The organism is Telmatocola sphagniphila, from assembly GCF_018398935.1.
Lineage (GTDB): Bacteria > Planctomycetota > Planctomycetia > Gemmatales > Gemmataceae > Telmatocola > Telmatocola sphagniphila.
The window spans coordinates 5,269,377-5,287,566 of the sequence record NZ_CP074694.1; the positions used below are offsets into that span (position 1 = coordinate 5,269,377).

The 18,190-nt window shown below is 53.2% G+C and carries 12 protein-coding genes; 3 read left to right on the forward strand and 9 right to left on the reverse strand.

Annotated features, from left to right (window positions below; all coding sequences use genetic code 11):
- Positions 1–38: 38 nt before the first annotated feature.
- Entirely contained in the window at positions 39–2,774 is a 2,736-nt protein-coding gene (locus KIH39_RS21130; RefSeq protein ID WP_213495206.1) for a leucine-rich repeat domain-containing protein, read from the forward strand.
- Positions 2,775–3,319: 545 nt separating this feature from the next.
- On the opposite strand, the gene KIH39_RS21135 is transcribed toward KIH39_RS21130, so the two are convergent.
- Complete coding sequence (locus KIH39_RS21135) at positions 3,320–4,456, reverse strand: acyltransferase family protein (RefSeq protein WP_213495207.1); 1,137 nt, start codon at positions 4,454–4,456, stop codon at positions 3,320–3,322.
- 222 nt (positions 4,457–4,678) lie between these two features.
- Here KIH39_RS21135 and KIH39_RS21140 point away from each other — a divergent pair, with 222 nt between their 5' ends.
- On the forward strand, positions 4,679–6,787 hold the full coding sequence (locus tag KIH39_RS21140; protein ID WP_213495208.1) for a dipeptidyl-peptidase 5: 2,109 nt from the start codon (positions 4,679–4,681) through the stop codon (positions 6,785–6,787).
- 243 nt (positions 6,788–7,030) lie between these two features.
- Here the strand turns inward: KIH39_RS21140 and KIH39_RS21145 are convergent, their stop codons facing one another.
- Entirely contained in the window at positions 7,031–7,603 is a 573-nt protein-coding gene (locus tag KIH39_RS21145; RefSeq protein WP_213495209.1) for a hypothetical protein, read from the reverse strand.
- 272 nt (positions 7,604–7,875) lie between these two features.
- Complete coding sequence (locus KIH39_RS21150; protein ID WP_213495210.1) at positions 7,876–8,940, reverse strand: sigma-54 interaction domain-containing protein; 1,065 nt, start codon at positions 8,938–8,940, stop codon at positions 7,876–7,878.
- Positions 8,941–9,190: 250 nt separating this feature from the next.
- Between KIH39_RS21150 and KIH39_RS21155 the strand changes: the two genes are divergently transcribed.
- Positions 9,191–10,681 carry a lipopolysaccharide biosynthesis protein gene (locus KIH39_RS21155; RefSeq protein WP_213495211.1) on the forward strand — a complete coding sequence of 497 codons (1,491 nt, stop codon included), beginning with the start codon at positions 9,191–9,193 and terminating at the stop codon, positions 10,679–10,681.
- A gap of 265 nt (positions 10,682–10,946) precedes the next feature.
- On the opposite strand, the gene KIH39_RS21160 is transcribed toward KIH39_RS21155, so the two are convergent.
- The 6 genes from KIH39_RS21160 to KIH39_RS21185 all read right to left on the reverse strand — a co-directional run bounded on the left by KIH39_RS21160 (position 10,947) and on the right by KIH39_RS21185 (position 18,161).
- Positions 10,947–12,014, reverse strand: a complete 1,068-nt coding sequence (locus KIH39_RS21160) for an ABC transporter permease (RefSeq protein WP_390623717.1) — start codon at positions 12,012–12,014, stop codon at positions 10,947–10,949.
- 46 nt (positions 12,015–12,060) lie between these two features.
- The gene (locus tag KIH39_RS21165) at positions 12,061–13,200 is read right to left on the reverse strand and encodes an ABC transporter permease (RefSeq protein ID WP_213495213.1); all 1,140 of its coding nucleotides are present in this window, start codon (positions 13,198–13,200) and stop codon (positions 12,061–12,063) included.
- Complete coding sequence (locus KIH39_RS21170; protein WP_213495214.1) at positions 13,197–14,936, reverse strand: ATP-binding cassette domain-containing protein; 1,740 nt, start codon at positions 14,934–14,936, stop codon at positions 13,197–13,199. The genes KIH39_RS21165 and KIH39_RS21170 overlap by 4 nt, the downstream gene beginning before the upstream one ends.
- Positions 14,933–16,078 carry an efflux RND transporter periplasmic adaptor subunit gene (locus KIH39_RS21175; protein WP_213495215.1) on the reverse strand — a complete coding sequence of 382 codons (1,146 nt, stop codon included), beginning with the start codon at positions 16,076–16,078 and terminating at the stop codon, positions 14,933–14,935. The genes KIH39_RS21170 and KIH39_RS21175 overlap by 4 nt, the downstream gene beginning before the upstream one ends.
- Positions 16,047–16,727, reverse strand: a complete 681-nt coding sequence (locus tag KIH39_RS21180; protein ID WP_213495216.1) for a TetR/AcrR family transcriptional regulator — start codon at positions 16,725–16,727, stop codon at positions 16,047–16,049. The genes KIH39_RS21175 and KIH39_RS21180 overlap by 32 nt, the downstream gene beginning before the upstream one ends.
- A 282-nt stretch (positions 16,728–17,009) precedes the next feature.
- Positions 17,010–18,161, reverse strand: coding sequence for a hypothetical protein (locus tag KIH39_RS21185; RefSeq protein ID WP_213495217.1), 1,152 nt, complete (start codon positions 18,159–18,161; stop codon positions 17,010–17,012).
- Positions 18,162–18,190: the final 29 nt, after the last annotated feature.

Here is an 18,190-nt window from a genome sequence, read left to right on the forward strand (position 1 = left end):
TCTGTTATCCTGCCCAGACCAATATCGCGAGACTACCCATGCGCCGAATTTCCGCTCTTTTTCTGCTGTTTCTGACCTCCTGCGGCGGAGGAAATAAACCCCAAGCCAAGGTCGAAATCGCCGAGGCCCCGGCCACTACCAAGGCCGAGACGAAAAAGCTCGAACCGGAAAAAGTGACCGTCAAAGCGGTGGAACTGAGCGACTACGGCTATCGATTTGTCATTGATTTGCCAACTGATGTGCTAGTCGAGCCGCAGAAGGATGGCGCTGTGCTTCTGAAGCGAGGCGAAACCCTGGCCATCCGGATCGACCGAAAGTCGAGCGCTTTCAATCTGGCCGATCAGGAGGAGTTGGACGTTAATCATGCTTCCACTTTTTTCGGCAGCGAACTCGAACCGGCCCTGCGCTTCCAGTTCGATAAACAGGAAAAGGGAGACGTCCGCCAGCTGGAAGGTCGCTTGCAACCGGGCAAAGCCGGTTATGCGGTTCACATTGCCGGTAAGTTCACCGAAGCTCAGATGAACGAAATGGTGGCAATTCTGGCCACGGCGCGCGTCAACGAATCGATCAAACTGCTCGAACAGAAGCAGGAAGATGCGGCCGTCCGGCTGTCGCAGACGAAGATCGCGATCCGTCGCCAAAATGGCCTTCCCACACTCGCGTTGGACCGGCCCGTTTCGCCGGAGCTGCTTCCCGATCTCTTGAGCCTCATCGATCTGCGCGGCCTCGCCTTCTACAAGTATCCGTTCAAAGACGCCGATCTGGTACCTTTCGCCAAAATTCCCTTCGTGGAAAATCTGCTGCTCGAAGGACCGGGCATTTCCGACAAAGCTTTTGAAACCATCAAGCAGTGGAAGTGGCTGCGCGAACTGCGACTGATCGGTACGCAGGTAATCGGCACCGGCTTCAACGATCTGCGAAGTGCCCAGTATCTTCAGGAAGTTTCGATCAGCTTTGGCCCATTCCGAAATGCCGGGCTGCAATCGCTTCAGGGTGTGCCGCTGGAGAAGATCACGCTGAATACCACGGACATCACCGATTCGGGTGTCGCTTTTCTATCTCAGATACCGACCTTGCGAACGATCACCCTGATTGATAATCGGGTCGAGGGCAAAGCCATCGAGGGCCTGAGCAAGATGCCCGAATTGAAATCGCTGGCATTCATCGCCTGCCCTTTGGACGCTGCGGCCTTCAAAGCAATTGCCGGCTGTGTCAAGCTCGAATCGCTGGCGTTTGGCAATATCGCCCTGGGCACCAGCGATCTCAGCTGGCTGGGCTCACTGAAGGACTTGGAATCGCTCAGCTTCTTCGATACCGATATGACCGCTAAATCTCTGCAGACGCTGGCCGCCGGCCCGGCCCTGAAAACCCTGCAGATTCGCGATGTGAATTTGCCCGAAGCGGAACTGCTGGCTTTCGAAAAGAAGAATGCGAACCTGAAGGTGCAATATCCGCGGCCGCGGGCCGAGCCCGATCTGCTGGGTGTATTACCTCCCAAACCGATTTCTGAATTGCCGGCGGCCGATCCTAAGAAGATGATCGATACCCATAAAGGGCAAATCAAAATTAACGAAGAGGCCGAAGGGAAGCCGATTGTGGCCGTCGTGTTGAAAAATAGTCAGGTCAGCAATTTGGATCTGGCGGAACTCCGCTCGCTGAACAAGCTCGAACGACTCGATTTGACCAATTGCCCCGGCGTGTTCGACCAGGGGCTGGCGTACATCGGGGAACTGAAAAACCTGCAAGTACTGAAGCTCAATGGCACCAGCATCACGGGCGACGGCTTCGGTTTTCTGAAGGATCTCAAGAACCTGACGACCCTGGAACTGCCCAATCAAAATTTCACGACCAAGCAGCTGGCCCCCTTGATGGCCTTGCCCAATCTGGAACGAATCAACTGTCTCAATGGCGAAAATCTTTACTTCAAGCTGAAGAATCTCGAAGGCTTGAAGAATCTGAAGGAACTCGATCTTACCAGCCCCGATATGGTCGGCTTCGATCCTTTGATGTTTCTGCCGCATTTCAAGAAGCTGGAATCCTTGAAGGTGAACAACCCGGCCTCGCGATCCTTGCCCAAGGTCGGTGAACTCGTGGAATTGCGGACGCTTCAGATGACGGGCATTTATTATTCGCGACTGGATCAGTGGAGACCGCTCAGCAATTTGAAGGAACTTCGCGAATTGACGATTTCCAGTGGCATGCTGGATGACACGAAATTAGTTGTGCTTCGCGAACTCTCTAACTTGGAAAAGCTGCACTTGAACTGTCCGCGATTGACGGATAAGGGCATTGGCCGCGTGCGCGATTACGGCAAGCTGCGCGACCTGTCGCTGGCCGACTGCGGCATCTCCGATGCAACGCTCGAAAGCATCGGCGATATGAAGGAACTGGAAGAGCTCGATTTGACGGGGACTCAAATTACCGATGCCGGATTGGCCAAATTGAAGGAAATGGAAGAGCTTCGCAATTTGAAGATTGGCAACGATAAGTTGACCGGTAAAGGGTTGAACGAGTTGCGTTCTCTGAAGCGGATTCGCACGCTTCAATTGTCGGATATGAAATTCGTGGACGGCACGGCCGAGGCGATTCGCGGTTTGAACGGCCTAATCGAAGTGCATCTGCTCGGATGTTCGCTGAAGTCTAGTGATGTGGAGAAGATCCTCGGCCTGCCGGAATTGCGCCGGCTAACACTCCCGACCTTGATCGAGACCGAGCAGGCGAAGGTGGACGAGATCGTGAAGAAGTATCCGAAGGTGAAGATTGTGGTGCAATGAGCGGCGAGAAATCTTTAGATTGTTGAGAATTTTCGAATCGGAATAAAGTGTTATTTTTTGTCTACGCGCCATCGAGTTACTTGAATGAATCTCAAAAAGATTGAACCGCAGAGGACACAGAGAGCACAGAGGAATGTGTATATAGCATCCAAAATAGAAATTGATTTGAGTTCCATGAAAAAGCTTTAGCAAGATGACTTGTGTTCGAGTGTCAGAAAGCGCGCACGAAATGGAAGAAGTAGGGGGAGAAAATACCAAATATCCCCCCAAATTGTTTAAGAAATAAGGAAATCTTCCTTATTCTCTGGAACAGAGTCTACCACGGCGAGCTTCACCAAAAACCCCGCTTGGAAAAGGCATATAAAACCCGCATTGAACAGAGCAGATTCTCTTCAACTTTCAAGCCTACCCGAATCGAACCTCATCTCGAGAGTCATTTTTCGCATGAGGACCTGCCTTCGATCTTCCCGGAAAGTTACGTGGTAAGGCTACGTAAAAGATAGTGCATGATACTTGCGGCCGTCTCATTCGGGCAAGCTTCAAGTTCAGATTTTACGCAAAAAGGGACGTTCGAAAGCCAGGAAGAACAGATAAGAAAAAGCCAAAATGAGCGGCACGCCGATCAAAACAAGTAACGCTAACATTCGTTCGGGAGGATCTTGCGACGAAGCAAACGGATATTGCCAGAGGATCTGAATGATCGGTGCATGAATCAGATAGATGCTATAAGCAAACGACCCGAGGAATACCAGTGGCTTCAAACTCAATAAACGGCGCAGATAATTTCCTTCCCTTCGGGATGCCAGAATCAAAAGCACCATCGCCCACAGTCCGACAATGTAGTCGCAAACATAATCGGGCACCTTCCGGTCGAAGAGTTTCTCCGCTTCCTGAGCCATTCCCAGACCCCCCAACAGGAATATCGTCAGTAATCGCCAGGGAATCCTGGCCGTGATCGCAGCGTAGTCCGGCGTGGGTATGGCTATCTTCGCTCCCAGCATGCCGAATGCAAACAGTCCGATATAGTGAGCGGTTAAGCCACTCTCGTAATATTCCCTAAAGAATTCGAAGAGCAACCAGGAACTTAGCGTTGCTAAAATCGTCGTGCGCACGGCCCCGATCTTCCGCCACAATAATACTAACAACGGAAAGAGGAAATAGATCCGCCATTCCACGGCAATCGACCAGAGCACGTAGTTAATCGTGTGGTCTTCAAAAAATAGGTCCTGTACCAGAAACAGGTGTGCGATAAAGCTTTTCATCGTTACCTGCAGGCTTTTATCCCAGACGCGCTCTGTCTTGTCATGAATCAATAACGAGATCAAAACCAGCGAGAGAGCGACAGAAAATAAATAGGGTAACACAATTCGGCGACATCGCCCCTTATAGAATTCGATCGCTCCCAAGCGCAGCTTCCCGCCATTTTGAACTACCGGCCGCATTAAACAAAAGCCGGAAAGGACGATAAAAATATCGACCGCATAATTACCGAAATAGAAAAGCTTCATGCCATAGGTGGCCAGTCCGGGAATTACCTCCGAACTGAATTTCGGATTGACTTGCAGTACAACATGATGCACGACCACATAGAGCGCGGCCAAGGCTCGAAGGCCATCAAGATATTCGAGATGTCGCCCGGCGGTTGGCTTGCTTGCTTCGAATTGATCCGCGTTGGATGCCATAGAGTTGGAATGGGAAGTTGTTCGACTCGAATCCTGCCTGCCGTGGTCCCGCATAAACCAATCTTTTGAACTATAGCTCCAAACTTGTGTTTCCACGGACAAAATCACTTGTTTCCTCCATTTTCCCCGGCGCTGAACCCGCCCCTGAAATTGCCGATCATCCGGGTCGAATTTCCCTAGCATAACCCTTTCCAGCGATGAACCACATTGAGAGGAACGCTGATGATTCGCTTGCTAATGGCACTCTGCGTGTTCGGGGGTCTTATGGTGGAAGCCAGCGCGGCCGAGAAACGGCCCCTGCAAATAGACGATCTGTTCAAGCTCAAGCGTGTGGCCGATCCCCAGATTTCCCCCGACGGAAAATATGTGGTCTACCAGGTCACCGAAATTCTGGATGCGGACAAAAACAAGAAACAGACCCATCTGTGGCTGGCGGCCAGCGACGGCAAAACGCCGCCCCGTCAACTGACCAGCTCGGGCAAGAGCGATACCCATCCGCGCTGGAGCCCAGACGGCAAAAAGATCCTATTTGAATCGAGCCGGGCCGGCACGCCACAGCTATACGTTCTCGATCTCAGCGGCGGAGAAGCTGTCAAGATCACCGATATTTCGAGCGGAGCCGGAAATGCCATCTGGAGTCCCGATGCTTCCAAGATCGCTTTCATGTCGGCGGTATATCCAGAATTCAGCGAGCTGCCATTTACCGAGAGCAACAAGAAGAATCAGGAAAAAAGTGATGGCATCGATAACAACATCGTCAAAGCCAAGGTCTTTACCAAGCTGTTTTTCCGCCACTGGGATGAATACGTCGGCGATAAGCGAAATCACCTGTTCGTGATCGATGCCGATGGCAAGAACTGCCGCGATGTCACCCCCGGTGATCGCGATGCCTACCCGAATAGCACGACTTTCAGCGTCGGCGACGATTTCGTATTTTCACCCGATGGCAAATATCTGGTGTTCGCGGCGGTGCCGGAGAAGAATGAATCGTGGAGTACCAACTACGATTTGTGCAGGGTCTCCCTCGACAATAAATCGACCAACTGGGAAAACCTGACCAAGGATAATCCGGCCGCCGATAACTGTCCTCGCTTCAGCCCCGATGGCAAGAAACTGGCTTACCGAGCTCAAAAGAAGCCGGGCTACGAAGCCGATAAATGGGATATCCTGGTCGTTGATGTGAAGCCGGATGGCACCTTCGCGGGCAAGCCGGAAAATGTCACTTCGTCGCTCGATCGCTCGTTTGATTCCATCGTCTGGTTGAAGGACAGCACCACTATTCTTACCGACGGCAACGACAACGGCGCTACCGCCATCTGGGATGTTTACACCCGCGAAAAGACCTTGACCAAGTTGATCGAAGGCGGCCAGATGAGTTCTGTGGGTGTCAGCAATGACGGCAACAAGTTGGTCTTCGCTCAATCGAAGTTGAATCATCCGAACAAGATTGTGGTGACCAGTACTCTAAAGGGGGCTGAAAGCGGCACAGTCACTATCGATGCCAATGCGACTCTGCTCGCCAGCCTCGATCTGCCCCGGCCCGAATCGGTGTCCGTTGACGTCGAAGGGGGCAAGATGCAGATGTGGATTCTGAAGCCGCCGGGCTTCGATCCTAGCAAGAAATGGCCGGTCGTTTATCTGGTGCACGGCGGGCCGCAAGGGGCCTGGGAAGATGGCTGGAGCAACCGCTGGAACCCGGAAATCTGGGCGGCTCAAGGCTACGTGATCGCTCTGCCGAATCCGCGCGGTTCAACCGGTTTCGGCCAGAAATTCTGCGATGAGATCAGCGGCGATTGGGGAGGAAAGTGCTACCGGGATCTGGTAGCCGGTCTGGAAGTCGTCAAAAAGCTGCCTTATGTCGATAAGGATCGCATGGGCAGCGCCGGGGCCAGCTTCGGCGGTTACATGCAGGATTGGTTTGCCGTGAATGAGATTTCCAAAGAGTTCAAATGCCTGATCACCCACTGCTCGGTTTATAACTTCGAGAGTATGTGGGGGACGACCGATGAACTGTGGTTCGATGAATACGAACATGGCGGCTTGCCTTGGGAAATTCCTGGCAAGTATCGGGAATATTCGCCGCATACCCGGGCACAGAATCTGGGCAAGTACAAGACGCCGATGCTGATCATCCACAACGATTACGACTTCCGCTGTCCGATTGGTCAAGGGTTGGAATTGTTTAGTGCACTTCAGCGGCAGGGCGTACCGAGCCGATTTGTGAACTTCCCGGATGAAGGGCACTGGGTGTTGAAGCCCGCCAACAGCAAGTACTGGCACAAGGAAGTGTTCGCCTGGTTGACCAAGTATGCCCCGCCGGGTGGGAAGTAGGATCGATTATTCCCGGTGCCTGCAGTGGACTTTGCGGTTAAAGGTTTTTAGTGACTTAATACACCGAAAAACCGACTGCACTGCGGGCATCGTAAACCGAGACGTAAAATTACTTTTCGAAAGTGTTTATTGACGAAAAGGTCGTCCCATCCGACTTTTGTGCTCTCCCACTCTATACGGGTTCAGTGCCAGCAAGTTTTTGTACTTTCTTGTAAGACAGACTAACCCGCTTTAGACTTGTTTCTACCTCTGCACCTTACTTAATCCTCGAGCCGCAAAAAATCGCGGCGTTTCCGGAATCCACGAGGCTTCCTCTTCGAATTCCAAGGTCGAGCCGAACACATTGGGCCGGACTTCCAGGTGATTGATCCAGTCTTCCGCTTGCGTCTTGTTCAAAAGTTTTCTGTAATCTCGCATTATCTCTTTCAGGCTCTCCGGCTTGATGGTCAGTTCAATTCGATGAGCTAAGACCGTAAAGTCCATGGTTTGAAGTACGTATGTGGTCGAACGGGTAATGACCGCACGAAATGCCGAGTAGATGGCGGCATAGGCCGTGGCCTTCACAACGTTTCGCTCGCCTCGGGCAAACGCCAGAAACGGCGACGTGTTGTAAGCCAGGGCCGCCGAGGGGTCACAGGTACAGTTCTCGGCAATCGTGATCATTTCATCGATAATTTCCTTCTGCCGATCATTCATAATGGGCCACCAGCGATTCAAAATTCCCTGCACTCGCCGGGCACACCGGGCGGCGAAGGCGATTTGTGCGTTCTTGGGAAGAATCAGGATCTCGGCTTCGGACAAAAGGGAAAGAGCCATTGGAGTAGCCTCACAAGTTGCTTCTCATGTTTCGCTAATAAATTGTAGCCTCGCGTTTTGCCCTATCTAACACGGCAATTTTCATTGAAAACAGCTTTTAATTAATGAGACTCGTTTAAAATGAAGCATCTGATGAGCGATTTTGAGCGCGGCTTAGGGTTTTCTACGGACGAAGCAGCGGAACTATGCTTTTTCGCTGCTGAAAATTGCAACGATCTTAAAAGTAGGTTTGGTCGCTATATTTTTTAAATTTGACAGTTGGGCGAGCTCGCTTATGCGGCCGGGGCCTCTTCAGACTGGGCTTCACTCTGATACTGATCCAGTTTTTTGTGCAGTGTATTGCGATTGATCCCGAGCTTGTCAGCGGCTTTAACCTGCACGCCGTCGCATTGCACCAGAACGTGCTCGATTAGAGCTTTCTCCAGCCCGCCGACCAGATAGTCGTAGAGTTTGGTATCGCCATTGGGGGCCGATTGCACCCCCACCTTTACCAGCTGCTGTATGAGCCCTGGGACATCTTCCGTGCGCGGCTTGGAGCTTCGCATGTTGTACTTGGGTCGGCCAAAGCGATGTAACAACTCGGGCGGTACCGTTCGGCCAATGGTGAAAACAATCAGCCGTTCGATCGTATTTTCCAGCTCCCGCACGTTCCCGGGCCAGTCATGATTTTGCAGGGCTGTCTGAAGTTCGGGCGTCCATTCGGGAACTTCCCGGCGATTCAGGTCCGCATAGCGCTTCAAAAAGTACTGCGCCAGTAATGGAATATCATCCCGCCGTTCGCGCAAGGGCGGCAAAGGAATCGGCACCACGTTCAAACGATAGTACAAGTCATCGCGAAAGCGTCCGGCCTCGATTTCATCTTCCAAAGCCTGGTTAGTCGCGGCTACTACTCGCACATCAACCCGCACGGTTCGAGACTCGCCGACTCGTTCGAATTCCCGTTCCTGCAAGACTCGCAGAAGTTTCACTTGCAGTTTGGGCGACATGCTCGAAATTTCATCAAGGAAGATGGTTCCGCCATGGGCCGCTTCGAATCGGCCGGTCTTGTTATCGACCGCCCCGGTGAAGGCCCCTTTTACGTGACCGAACAGTTCGCTTTCTAGCAGATTTTCGTGCAGTGCCCCGCAGTTGACCCGTACGTAAGGACCATCGGACCGCTTGCTGAGTTTATGAATGGCTCGGGCGATCACTTCCTTACCGGTACCAGTCTCCCCGATAATCAGAACGCTGGCGTTGGTCGGGGCCGCCAGACGGGTCAGGCGGTAGACCTCCTGCATGTGGGAACTGTTACCAACGATATCCGGCAGGGGTGATTCCACCGTTTCTTGCCGTGCCATAAGGAGCCCAAAGGATCGAATTAGGAGAGATAAGCTTAGTATAGGTGAAGGGTGCCTTTTCTTGCAACAGTAAACGCTACAAGTGTGTGCGAATAGTTCAAAGAGTAGGCTCGGAGCAGCTTCGAAGTCTCGATTTTGTACGAATTTGGCAAATATTCTGTGAAATATGCTTCAAAATAGAGCAATTAATTCGCTTTTTGATGCAAAAACTTAGCGAAGATGAACAGGCCGGAGAGTCGATACAGATTGCATGAGCGTCACAGATCAGAGAGTTCATCATCAGGTTCTGGCCGGTTCGGTCAGCAATCTGCTCCTGTTCGTCGGCAATCTGGCCGTGACCTTCTTCCTGGCTCCCTTCCTGATCGCCCATCTGGGAGACGCTTCCTACGGCCATTGGGCGTTAGTGGAATCACTGACAGCCTACTTTACCCTCCTAGACTTAGGGATCTCCAGCTGTCTGGTCCGATTCATCGCTGCCCGGCCCAGCTCGGAGTGGCCGCGATATACTACCACAGCTTTTCGCACTCTGGCAATTGTGGCCGGGGTAGGGCTGGCGGTGGTTCTCCCGCTCGGCTTCTTATCGTCACATCCGCTGTTTTTCATCCTCTGTATGGTGCCGGTGGCTACTGGGCTACCCATGGGGGTCTACCCGGCCGTGCTGGATGGCATGCAGGCTACGGTTCTCAAGAGCCTTCTGCGCCTGGGACTATTGCTTGCCAAGACAGTATCCCTGGTTGTAGTCATTCGCAATCAGCCTACCTTGAACTGCTTGGGGGTCGTGCTCGGCGTTTTCACTCTGCTGGAACAGGTTCTTCTCTACGGCATTGTGCGAAAGGTGCAAGCATCGTTGAGCAGCGAAAGGAGCCCATCGGTTACCGGTTGGAACCGAGCGGCGTTTCGGGAAATGCTATCCCTCTCTAAGCAAGCTTTTGTAATTCTGCTTTCGGGTCGGATGGCCGTGCAGTCGGGGCCGATATTAATTGGTCTGATGCTGAATGCACCGCATGTGGCTTTTTATGCAATTGCATTTCGATTGGTCGATACCGGTAAGAGCGCTCTTCGGACGGCCACGAGTACTTTGACGGCCGCTTTCGGAACGTTTTCAACGCGATCGAATTTGAAGCCGATTCAAACTCTATATCGCTACGCCACGCGCTGGACCTTATATGCTGTGATACCCATGCAGATTGGCATCTGGTTCTGGGGGGAGTGGTTTTTGCGCTGCTGGCTTCCGGAAGGCGAATACGCAAGGCAAGGTGGTCCGGTGTTGTGCGTCCTCGCCCTGTCACTCACGATGAGTTTGGCGCAATCGCTGGCCGCCCGAATACTCTACGGTCTGGGCGATTTAAGTTTTTTTGCCCGCGTTTCCATGCTGGAAGCGATTACCGGCGTCTTGTTGGCTCTTATCCTGATACCTTCGTTCGGATTAGTGGGTTTAGGTGTAGCGATCACACTGCCGAACCTGCTGGCCGACTTCTGGGTTTTGCACTACACTCATCGCCGGATTGAATTGCCTTTCCGCGATTATCTGCAGGAATGGATTCCTCCCTATCTCTGCGGCCTGAGTCTGAATTTCTTCTGGACGGCGCTCTTAATGCTACGGTTGCCGATCGGAAACTTTTATATCGTGCTCAGTGGTGTTTTGGTTTACGGGTTATGTGTGTTGATTGTGGAGGGGCGGGTCTTTGAAAGACAGAGCGTGCGAAGTCGAATTATACGGCGACTACCTGTAGCGGAGTAAAGGAGATTTCACCGCAATTCCTATCAGTTTACCCGTTTGTTAGCCCGACGCGTAAGCGAGGGCAATTTATATCTGTTAATCCGACGCGTGAGCGAGGGCAAATCATAAAAAAATGGCATTTTCTTATAATTACTTATATAAATTGTGCAGATTAAGATGTTTTTCCATTGGATTGCAATTAAATTCCTCCCTTACGCGTCGGGCTAACTAAGGCGTCGGCTTAACGAGCAGTTTTTTCGCTTCGATACAAATAGAAAAATAAACCCTATTCCATCCGCCTTCGGAACAGCCAGCTGGCCAGTGATAGTGTAAACAGGGCGATAACCATCAGCGGCACGAGTGCTCGAAATACTTCAATCGCCGGTAATCCTTTTAAGAAGAGCCCTTTCATTACCGGCATCAGATGTCTCACTGGATTAGCGTAGGTCAACGTTTGGAGCCAGGCGGGCATATTTTCCACCGGCGTCGCAAATCCTGAAAGCAGCATGGCCGGGACCATGAAGACGAAGTTGTAGAGAATGGCCTGCTGCTGGGTTTTCGCCACGCTGGAGATGAACAGTCCCACACCCGCTAGCGCTAAAAGATAGGTTAACAGTGAAATGTAAAGCAAAATGATCGAACTTCGGAAAGGAACGCCGAAGACGAAGACCCCGACCAAACACATGCCGGTTGCTTGGACGGTTCCAATAATCAAGGCCGGGATACTCTTCCCGATGAGTATTTCCGTCGGGGATAACGGTGAAACAAGCAGTTGATCGAAGGTGCCCATCTCCCGCTCGCGGGCGACCGATAAGCCCGTAATCATAAGCCCCATCAGCGTTGTGAGAATTACCACGAGTGCGGGCACCGTGCTCCACTTCGGTTCCAGGTTGGGGTTGAACCAAACTCTGTTTACCACGGTTGTCGAGGCGAGTTGCCCTTGCAGGTATTGAGTCAGCTCGGCTTCGTAACGGACTACTATGTTTTCTGCGTAGTTAGCGACAATCTGGGCCGCGTTAGCTCGTCGGCCATCCAGCAAAAATTGGACGGAGGCTGGTTCACCGGCCGCCACTTTCCGGGAAAAATCGGTACCAATAATCAGCACCATCAGGCATTCCCGGCTGTCCAGGGCCGGCGCTACTTCGCTGTCGGATTGCAAATGAAGGACGCGGGAAAAATTCGGCGAACCTTTCAAGCGCGTGACCAGATCGCGGGCATATATCCCGGCATCCTTATTCAACATGGCCACCGGCACATCTTTAACTTCCTGAGTAGCCGCGAATGAAAAGATAAGAAGTTGCAGTAGGGGCGGTACGATGAGAATTGTGCGGGTTTTCTTATCGCGCCAGACCATTAGCAGTTCTTTGATGATCAGACTTCTCAGTCGAATGGAAAGCACCTCAGCCCTCCAATCGCGTTCGCGTGGAACGATAGAGAAGAACAAAAAGTATTGTGGCGAAGGTCATCAGCACAAGAGTATTAGGCACCAGAACTTGTGGAACATCCCCGGCGAGGAAAACAGTCTGCAAACCCGCCACAAAATATCGGGGCGGAAGCACACGCGTTAATAACTGAATCGGCAGCGGCATGGAATCGATTTCGAATAACAGTCCGCTGAGTTCGAACGCGGGAAGAAATCCCGCGATAAGAGCCGCCTGACAGGCCACGAACTGATTTCGGGTTCGGGTCGATATCAGCAAACCCAGCGAAAGTGTGGTCATCAAATAGGACGCCGAGAGCACGATCAGCGCCAGAATCGAACCGCGGAAGGGGACTCCAAAGCCCCAGACCGCCGTACCCGCCGATACGGCCATGGCCAGCATGCCCAGCGTGAAGTAGGGCAAGAGCTTGCTAATCAAGAATTCCATTCGGGTGATCGGGGTGGCCAATAAACCTTCCATCGTTCCGCGTTCCCATTCCCTGGCCACAACCAGAGCGGTAAGCAGAACACCGATTAGCGTCAGGTTAATGGCCACCGCACCCGGCAGCAGTGCGGAACGGCTGGACAGATCGGCGTTATACCAGAAGCGCGGCTCGACTGAGAGTTTACTGCCATTTACGGGACGGATGACCTTGCTGGACTGCGCCTGATTCTCCTGGATCAGCCAGTTCTGCCAGACACCCTGAACATAGCCCTGAACCAATCCGGCGGTATTCGGCTCGCTGCCATCTACGATCAACTGGATGGGGGCAGTATCCCCACGACCCAGCCGAGCGGTAAAATCGGCGGGAATCACCACCATTCCCGCCAATCGACCTGCAATCAGTTCACCGCTTAATTGACTTCGGGATCGGGCTTGCCGGACATCGAAATAGCGCGAGTTTTGGAAGGCCAATAAAAGACTATTTGCTTCCGGACTGGTCGCCTCCATAACCACACCCATCCGAACATTCTGCAGATCGAGAGACACCCCAAACCCGAAAATAAATAAGAGCACCAGCGGCAGAACACCCGCAATGAGAAAAGTGCTGGGATCGCGAATAATCTGCAGCCCTTCTTTACGGATCAAGGCCCGCAACCGGCGAAAAGAAGCGTTCATGCGACCGCCTTTCGATCCGGCTCGGCATCCGAAGCTTCTACCAGAGCAATGAATGCATCCTCGAGTGTGGGCTCGGGATGCTCCGAATTTTTTGCTCGTTCCTTCAAATCATCCGGCGAACCGTCGGCTATGGTCTGTCCCCGATAGATCAGGGCCACCCGATCGCAATACTCGGCTTCATCGAGAAAATGAGTGGTCACCAGCACGGTCACGCCGCGCTCCACCATGGCGTTAATATGCCCCCAGAATTCGCGGCGCGTAATGGGATCGACCCCGCTCGTGGGCTCATCCAGAAACAATACGGGGGGATCGTGAAGTACCGCACAAGCCAGGGCTAGACGCTGTTTAAATCCGAGAGGTAATTCTTTGGCATCCGTGGCGAGGTAGTCCTTCAATTCGAACGCTTTAATCATGCGCTCGATGCGATCCTTTTTCCTTGCACCCGATAAACCATAGACACCCGCAAAAAAATCGAGATTCTGACGCGAAGATAAATCGCCATACAAAGAAAATTTCTGAGCCATGTAACCGAGCTTGGATCGTGCATCACCGCCCGCCCAATTCAAATCGGCCCCCGCTACTTTAGCCGTTCCGCTGGTAGGCACCAGCAATCCACAAAGCATCTTGAATGTTGTGCTTTTGCCAGCTCCATTGGGCCCGAGCAGACCGAAAATTTCTCCGCGGCCGATTCGAAAACTGATATTGCTGGCGGCCGTGAAATTGCCGAAACGTTTGGTGAGGTTATCCGCTTCGACGAGCGGTTCATCGCTACTTTCTTTGGGCCGGGCAGGTCCAGCGAACGGCGATTCGCCTTTGGGACCACCGCCGAGTAAAGCCACCAGGGCGTCTTCAAACCGGGGCGGCGTGGGAATAATCTCCGCTTCGGCCGCTCCCAGATCGGCGGGCTGGGGAGGTGAAGCGCCTTCGGAGAGAACCAATCGAACACTATGACCCTGGATGACGCCATCCACCACTTCCGGGCGACGAAGAGCACTAGCCAGCACGCGCCGCTTTTTCTGGGTATTGCGTACCAGAAAAGTTCTTCCTTCAGCCCGTTTCGTCAGCTCGCCCGGTGGACCATCATAAACGATGCGGCCTTTATCCAGCGCAAACACAACTTGGCACCGCTCGGCTTCATCCAGATAAGCGGTGCTCCATATCACTCCGATACCGCGATCGACCAAATCATAAACCAGCTTCCACAATTCCCGACGCGAGATGGGATCGACGCCCACGCCCGGTTCATCGAGTAAGAGAAGCTTCGGAGTTTTGATCAGCGCGCAGGCCAGGCCGAGCTTCTGCTTCATCCCTCCAGATAATTTCCCGGCCAGTCGACCGGTAAAAGGGCCAAGGGCCGTGAACTCCAAAAGCCGGCGCATGGTGTCGACACGCTCTCCACCGACCACACCTCGCAAGTCGGCGTACAAATTCAGATTTTCAGCAACGGTGAGATCTTCATAAAGACCAAATCGCTGCGGCATGTAGCTGACCACTTCCCGGATTTGCGGAAGTTGCGTAACAGGATCAAATCCACAAGCGCGGATGCTTCCTCCCGTGGGAAGCAACAAACCGGCCAACAGACGCATCAAGGTCGTTTTGCCGGCACCATCGGGGCCGACTAATCCGGTCACCTGTCCGCCCAGGATGCAACCCGACACCGAATCCACAGCGGCGGTCTCCGCTTTTGGAAATCGTTTCGTCACCGCATCCAGTAACGCTAGAGGCTCCGAATTCACTTTTTGGTCCTCTCGACCAGATGAAGCTTTTCCAGCCAGAGGGCTTCGGAAAGTCGTTCTTTCCAGCTGCGCGGGCGTGTGTCGGCAAGCTGCACCGAAACGGTCACCGGCATTCCCTGGCGAAGGCCACCGTCCGGATCGTCGACAACAATGCGAACACGATAGACCAGATCGGTACGCAGCTCACGAGTTTCCACATTTTTTGGAGTGAATTCCGCCGTGGGAGAAACAAAACCAACTCGGCCGTCGTACTGCCGACCTCCCGGTAAATCGGTCCGGACCGTGACGTGCGAGCCAGGTTGCACAGCGCCGAGGTCTGGCTCATCTACATAAGTGAGCACCCAAACGGGCTTCGCGAGGGTGAGAGCAAAAACCGTTTCCCCAGCGTTGACGATTGCCCCGGGTTCTCGAGCGCGGGTAAGAATAATGCCGTCGTTCGGGGCGTATATTATACGGTCGGCCAAGCGCCGTTCGGCCTGAACGACTTGAGCTTCCGAAGCGGCCAGTTGTGCTCGGGCGGCCGATATATCTTCGACTCGCGGTCCAATCTCCGCCAGCTTCCGGCTTGCCACTAACGAGCGGACATGAGCCTGTGATTCCCGATACGCGGAGAGTTTTTCCACATATTCTTGGGCGGAAATGGCATTGGTGCCGCGCAGTTTTTCGGAGCGATCATAATCGGCCTCGGTCCGTTTGAGAGTGGCATTTGCCTCCGCTTCCTGAGCGCGGGCCTGTTCGATTTCCTCTGGCCGGGAGCCATTTTTCAATCGATCGTAATTGGCCGCGGCCTGATCTCGCTGAGCGATGGAAAGAGCCAGATCATCCCGAAAGTACTTTTCTTCCAGCGTGCCGATCGCTTGACCACTTTTAACGGCATCGCCTTCATCGACCAACAGTTTGTCGATTCGCCCGGCCACCTTGAAAGCCAGGTTCACCTGCCGGACATCGATGTTGCCGTATAGAGTCAATTCTGCGGGAGCTTCGGCGGCCGTTCGTTCGAAACGCCACCCTATCCCGCCGATCAGACTGGCCACCACGGCTAGCGCGAACAGTCTGCGTAGCCACCCTCCGATATTCCGTTTGCTGGCAACAGGAGCGGGGGGAGGGGATTCATTTTTTGGTTTTGCTGCGTCGGCCGGCATGTTTTCCTCCGATAGAGCGGGGTGAGACCATAAGCCCCTGCAACAAAATATCCAGGTGAGCGCGAGCCAGGGCGGGGATGTCGAGCGGATTCATGTCGTGCCGCTCGAAGGTGTGTCGCCAGATTACCGAGAAGACGAATGGAGCGAGTATGCAATAAGACACGCTTTCCACATCCATCGATCGAAACGAACCTTCCTCTACTCCCCGACGGAGGACGGCCCGCAGCACTCGACGGCCCCGATCGATAACTTCTTGAAGATAAAAACGTGCCAATTCGGGGAAATTGCCAGCTTCCGCCATCATCACTTTGGGAACGAGGGCGAGCCGGGCGGGAATCAGGCCAGTGCCCCAGGCAGTGAGAAGTTTTTCTAGAAGTTTATCCGCCGGGACTTTTTCCGCGGCAGCCGCTTCCAGCAATTCCAGATTCGGAAGCAGTTCAGCTCGAACGATGGCTTTGAAAAGCTCTTCTTTGGTGGGGAAATAGAGGTAAACGGTGCCTTTGGTCACCCCGGCGCGCTCGGCGATATCCTCCATGCGAGTCGCCGCGAAACCGCGTTCGGCAAACAGATCGAGTGCGGCAGTGCGAATTTCGCCAGGCCTGTCTGCCTTTCTTCGTCGCCATCGGGCGTCCGTAGTCGCATCGCTCATGACTCGCCTCCTCCTGCATATTAATGACCCTTCGGTCAGTTGTCAAGCTAATAACTAACCAGTAGGTTAGTTATGGAAAGAGGTGGAAAAGCCGGTTTGGGGATTGATTCGACTTCGCAGTATTCCTGTCAGTCCGAAGCGCGAGCGCGGGCAAATCGAAAACAGCAACGCAATTTTTTAAGGTTCTTCAGCGAGTTACGTTTGGTTTGAATGGCTACTAAATACCCTCGCTCGTGGGGCTAACGAGATTAGATCGGAATTAGGGAACAATCGGAAATGGTTCTACCGTTCCCCGAATTCTCCCTCGGACATCTTCTTGAATGGAATCGGCTTCGCATATTGGCTTGCCTCGTAAACCGTCGCGATTTTTCGAGCGTGATAGTCGTTGCCATTACGGACATCGTACTGCGCGGCCAGGTTCTTCATCTCCGCCTCCGCCCAGTTCTTCAATTCCGAAGTTACATAAATTCCCGTCGAATTCGCAATCGGAAAATCGGCGGGCACTTTGAGCGTCAGTTCTTTTTTACCCCCCGCAACGATCCGATCGAGTGTGATCCAAGCCTGCATGTAAAAATCCAGGCGATCATCGGCCGCGGTGATCAACGCCAACATCGAGATATGCCTTTGAAGAAGTGTTTGAGCCCGATCCAGGTTGCCGGTTAATGCAAGAAACGCCATATGCCGTACGGCCGTATCCAAGAGTCCCGGGTTATCGCGAACCATCGGGTAGCCCTTGCGGTGATAATTCATCGCCTCTTCTCCCCGGCCTAGCATCAGCAGGGGAAACAGGATCTTTCCGTAGGTGGTGTGCGGAACTTCAGCGCACTTCAGCTTTCCGGTCAGGACAAATTTTACGGCGTGCAGCGCGGCCTCCAGATCGCCAATCGCCAGATAATAATCGAAATCGTTATTCGGTACGCAGGCGGCGCAGTCGCTGAGCATGTCGCGGCGGGTTTTCTTCATCATATCGTGCGCTTCTCGAGCCATTTCCAGATCGCCCAGATGGAGCGAAGAGTCGCGCCGCTTCTGATAGTAAGCGTGGGCCCCGAGTTCGTGCTCGTCGAAGCGCCTTTTCATCTCCACCAGCATGGCCTGTACGCGATCTTTGGAAATCTGCGGAGCCGCGGCCAGGGCATCGACCACCCATTTGAATTTCCAGAGCAGATCTTCCACGGAATAGTCGTCCGGTTCGGCATCGTACTCCGCCAGCATCCATGGATAATGAATCAGGAGCAGATCGGGCTGACCGCCGAAGGTCGCTGCTTCTACCAGCAGGTTGCGAGCTTCGTAACGAAGATTTCGGTCGCCGTTGATATCCGCCAGTCGCACGGCCTCCTCGGCGGCGGCAATCTTCAGCGCGCCGCTTTCCATCGATCGGATTTCATCGAGGCGATCGAACAGCGGATCAATTTCAAATTCGTTATCTTCGCTCATAACTCTTTTCCCGGAAGCTTGGATTGGGT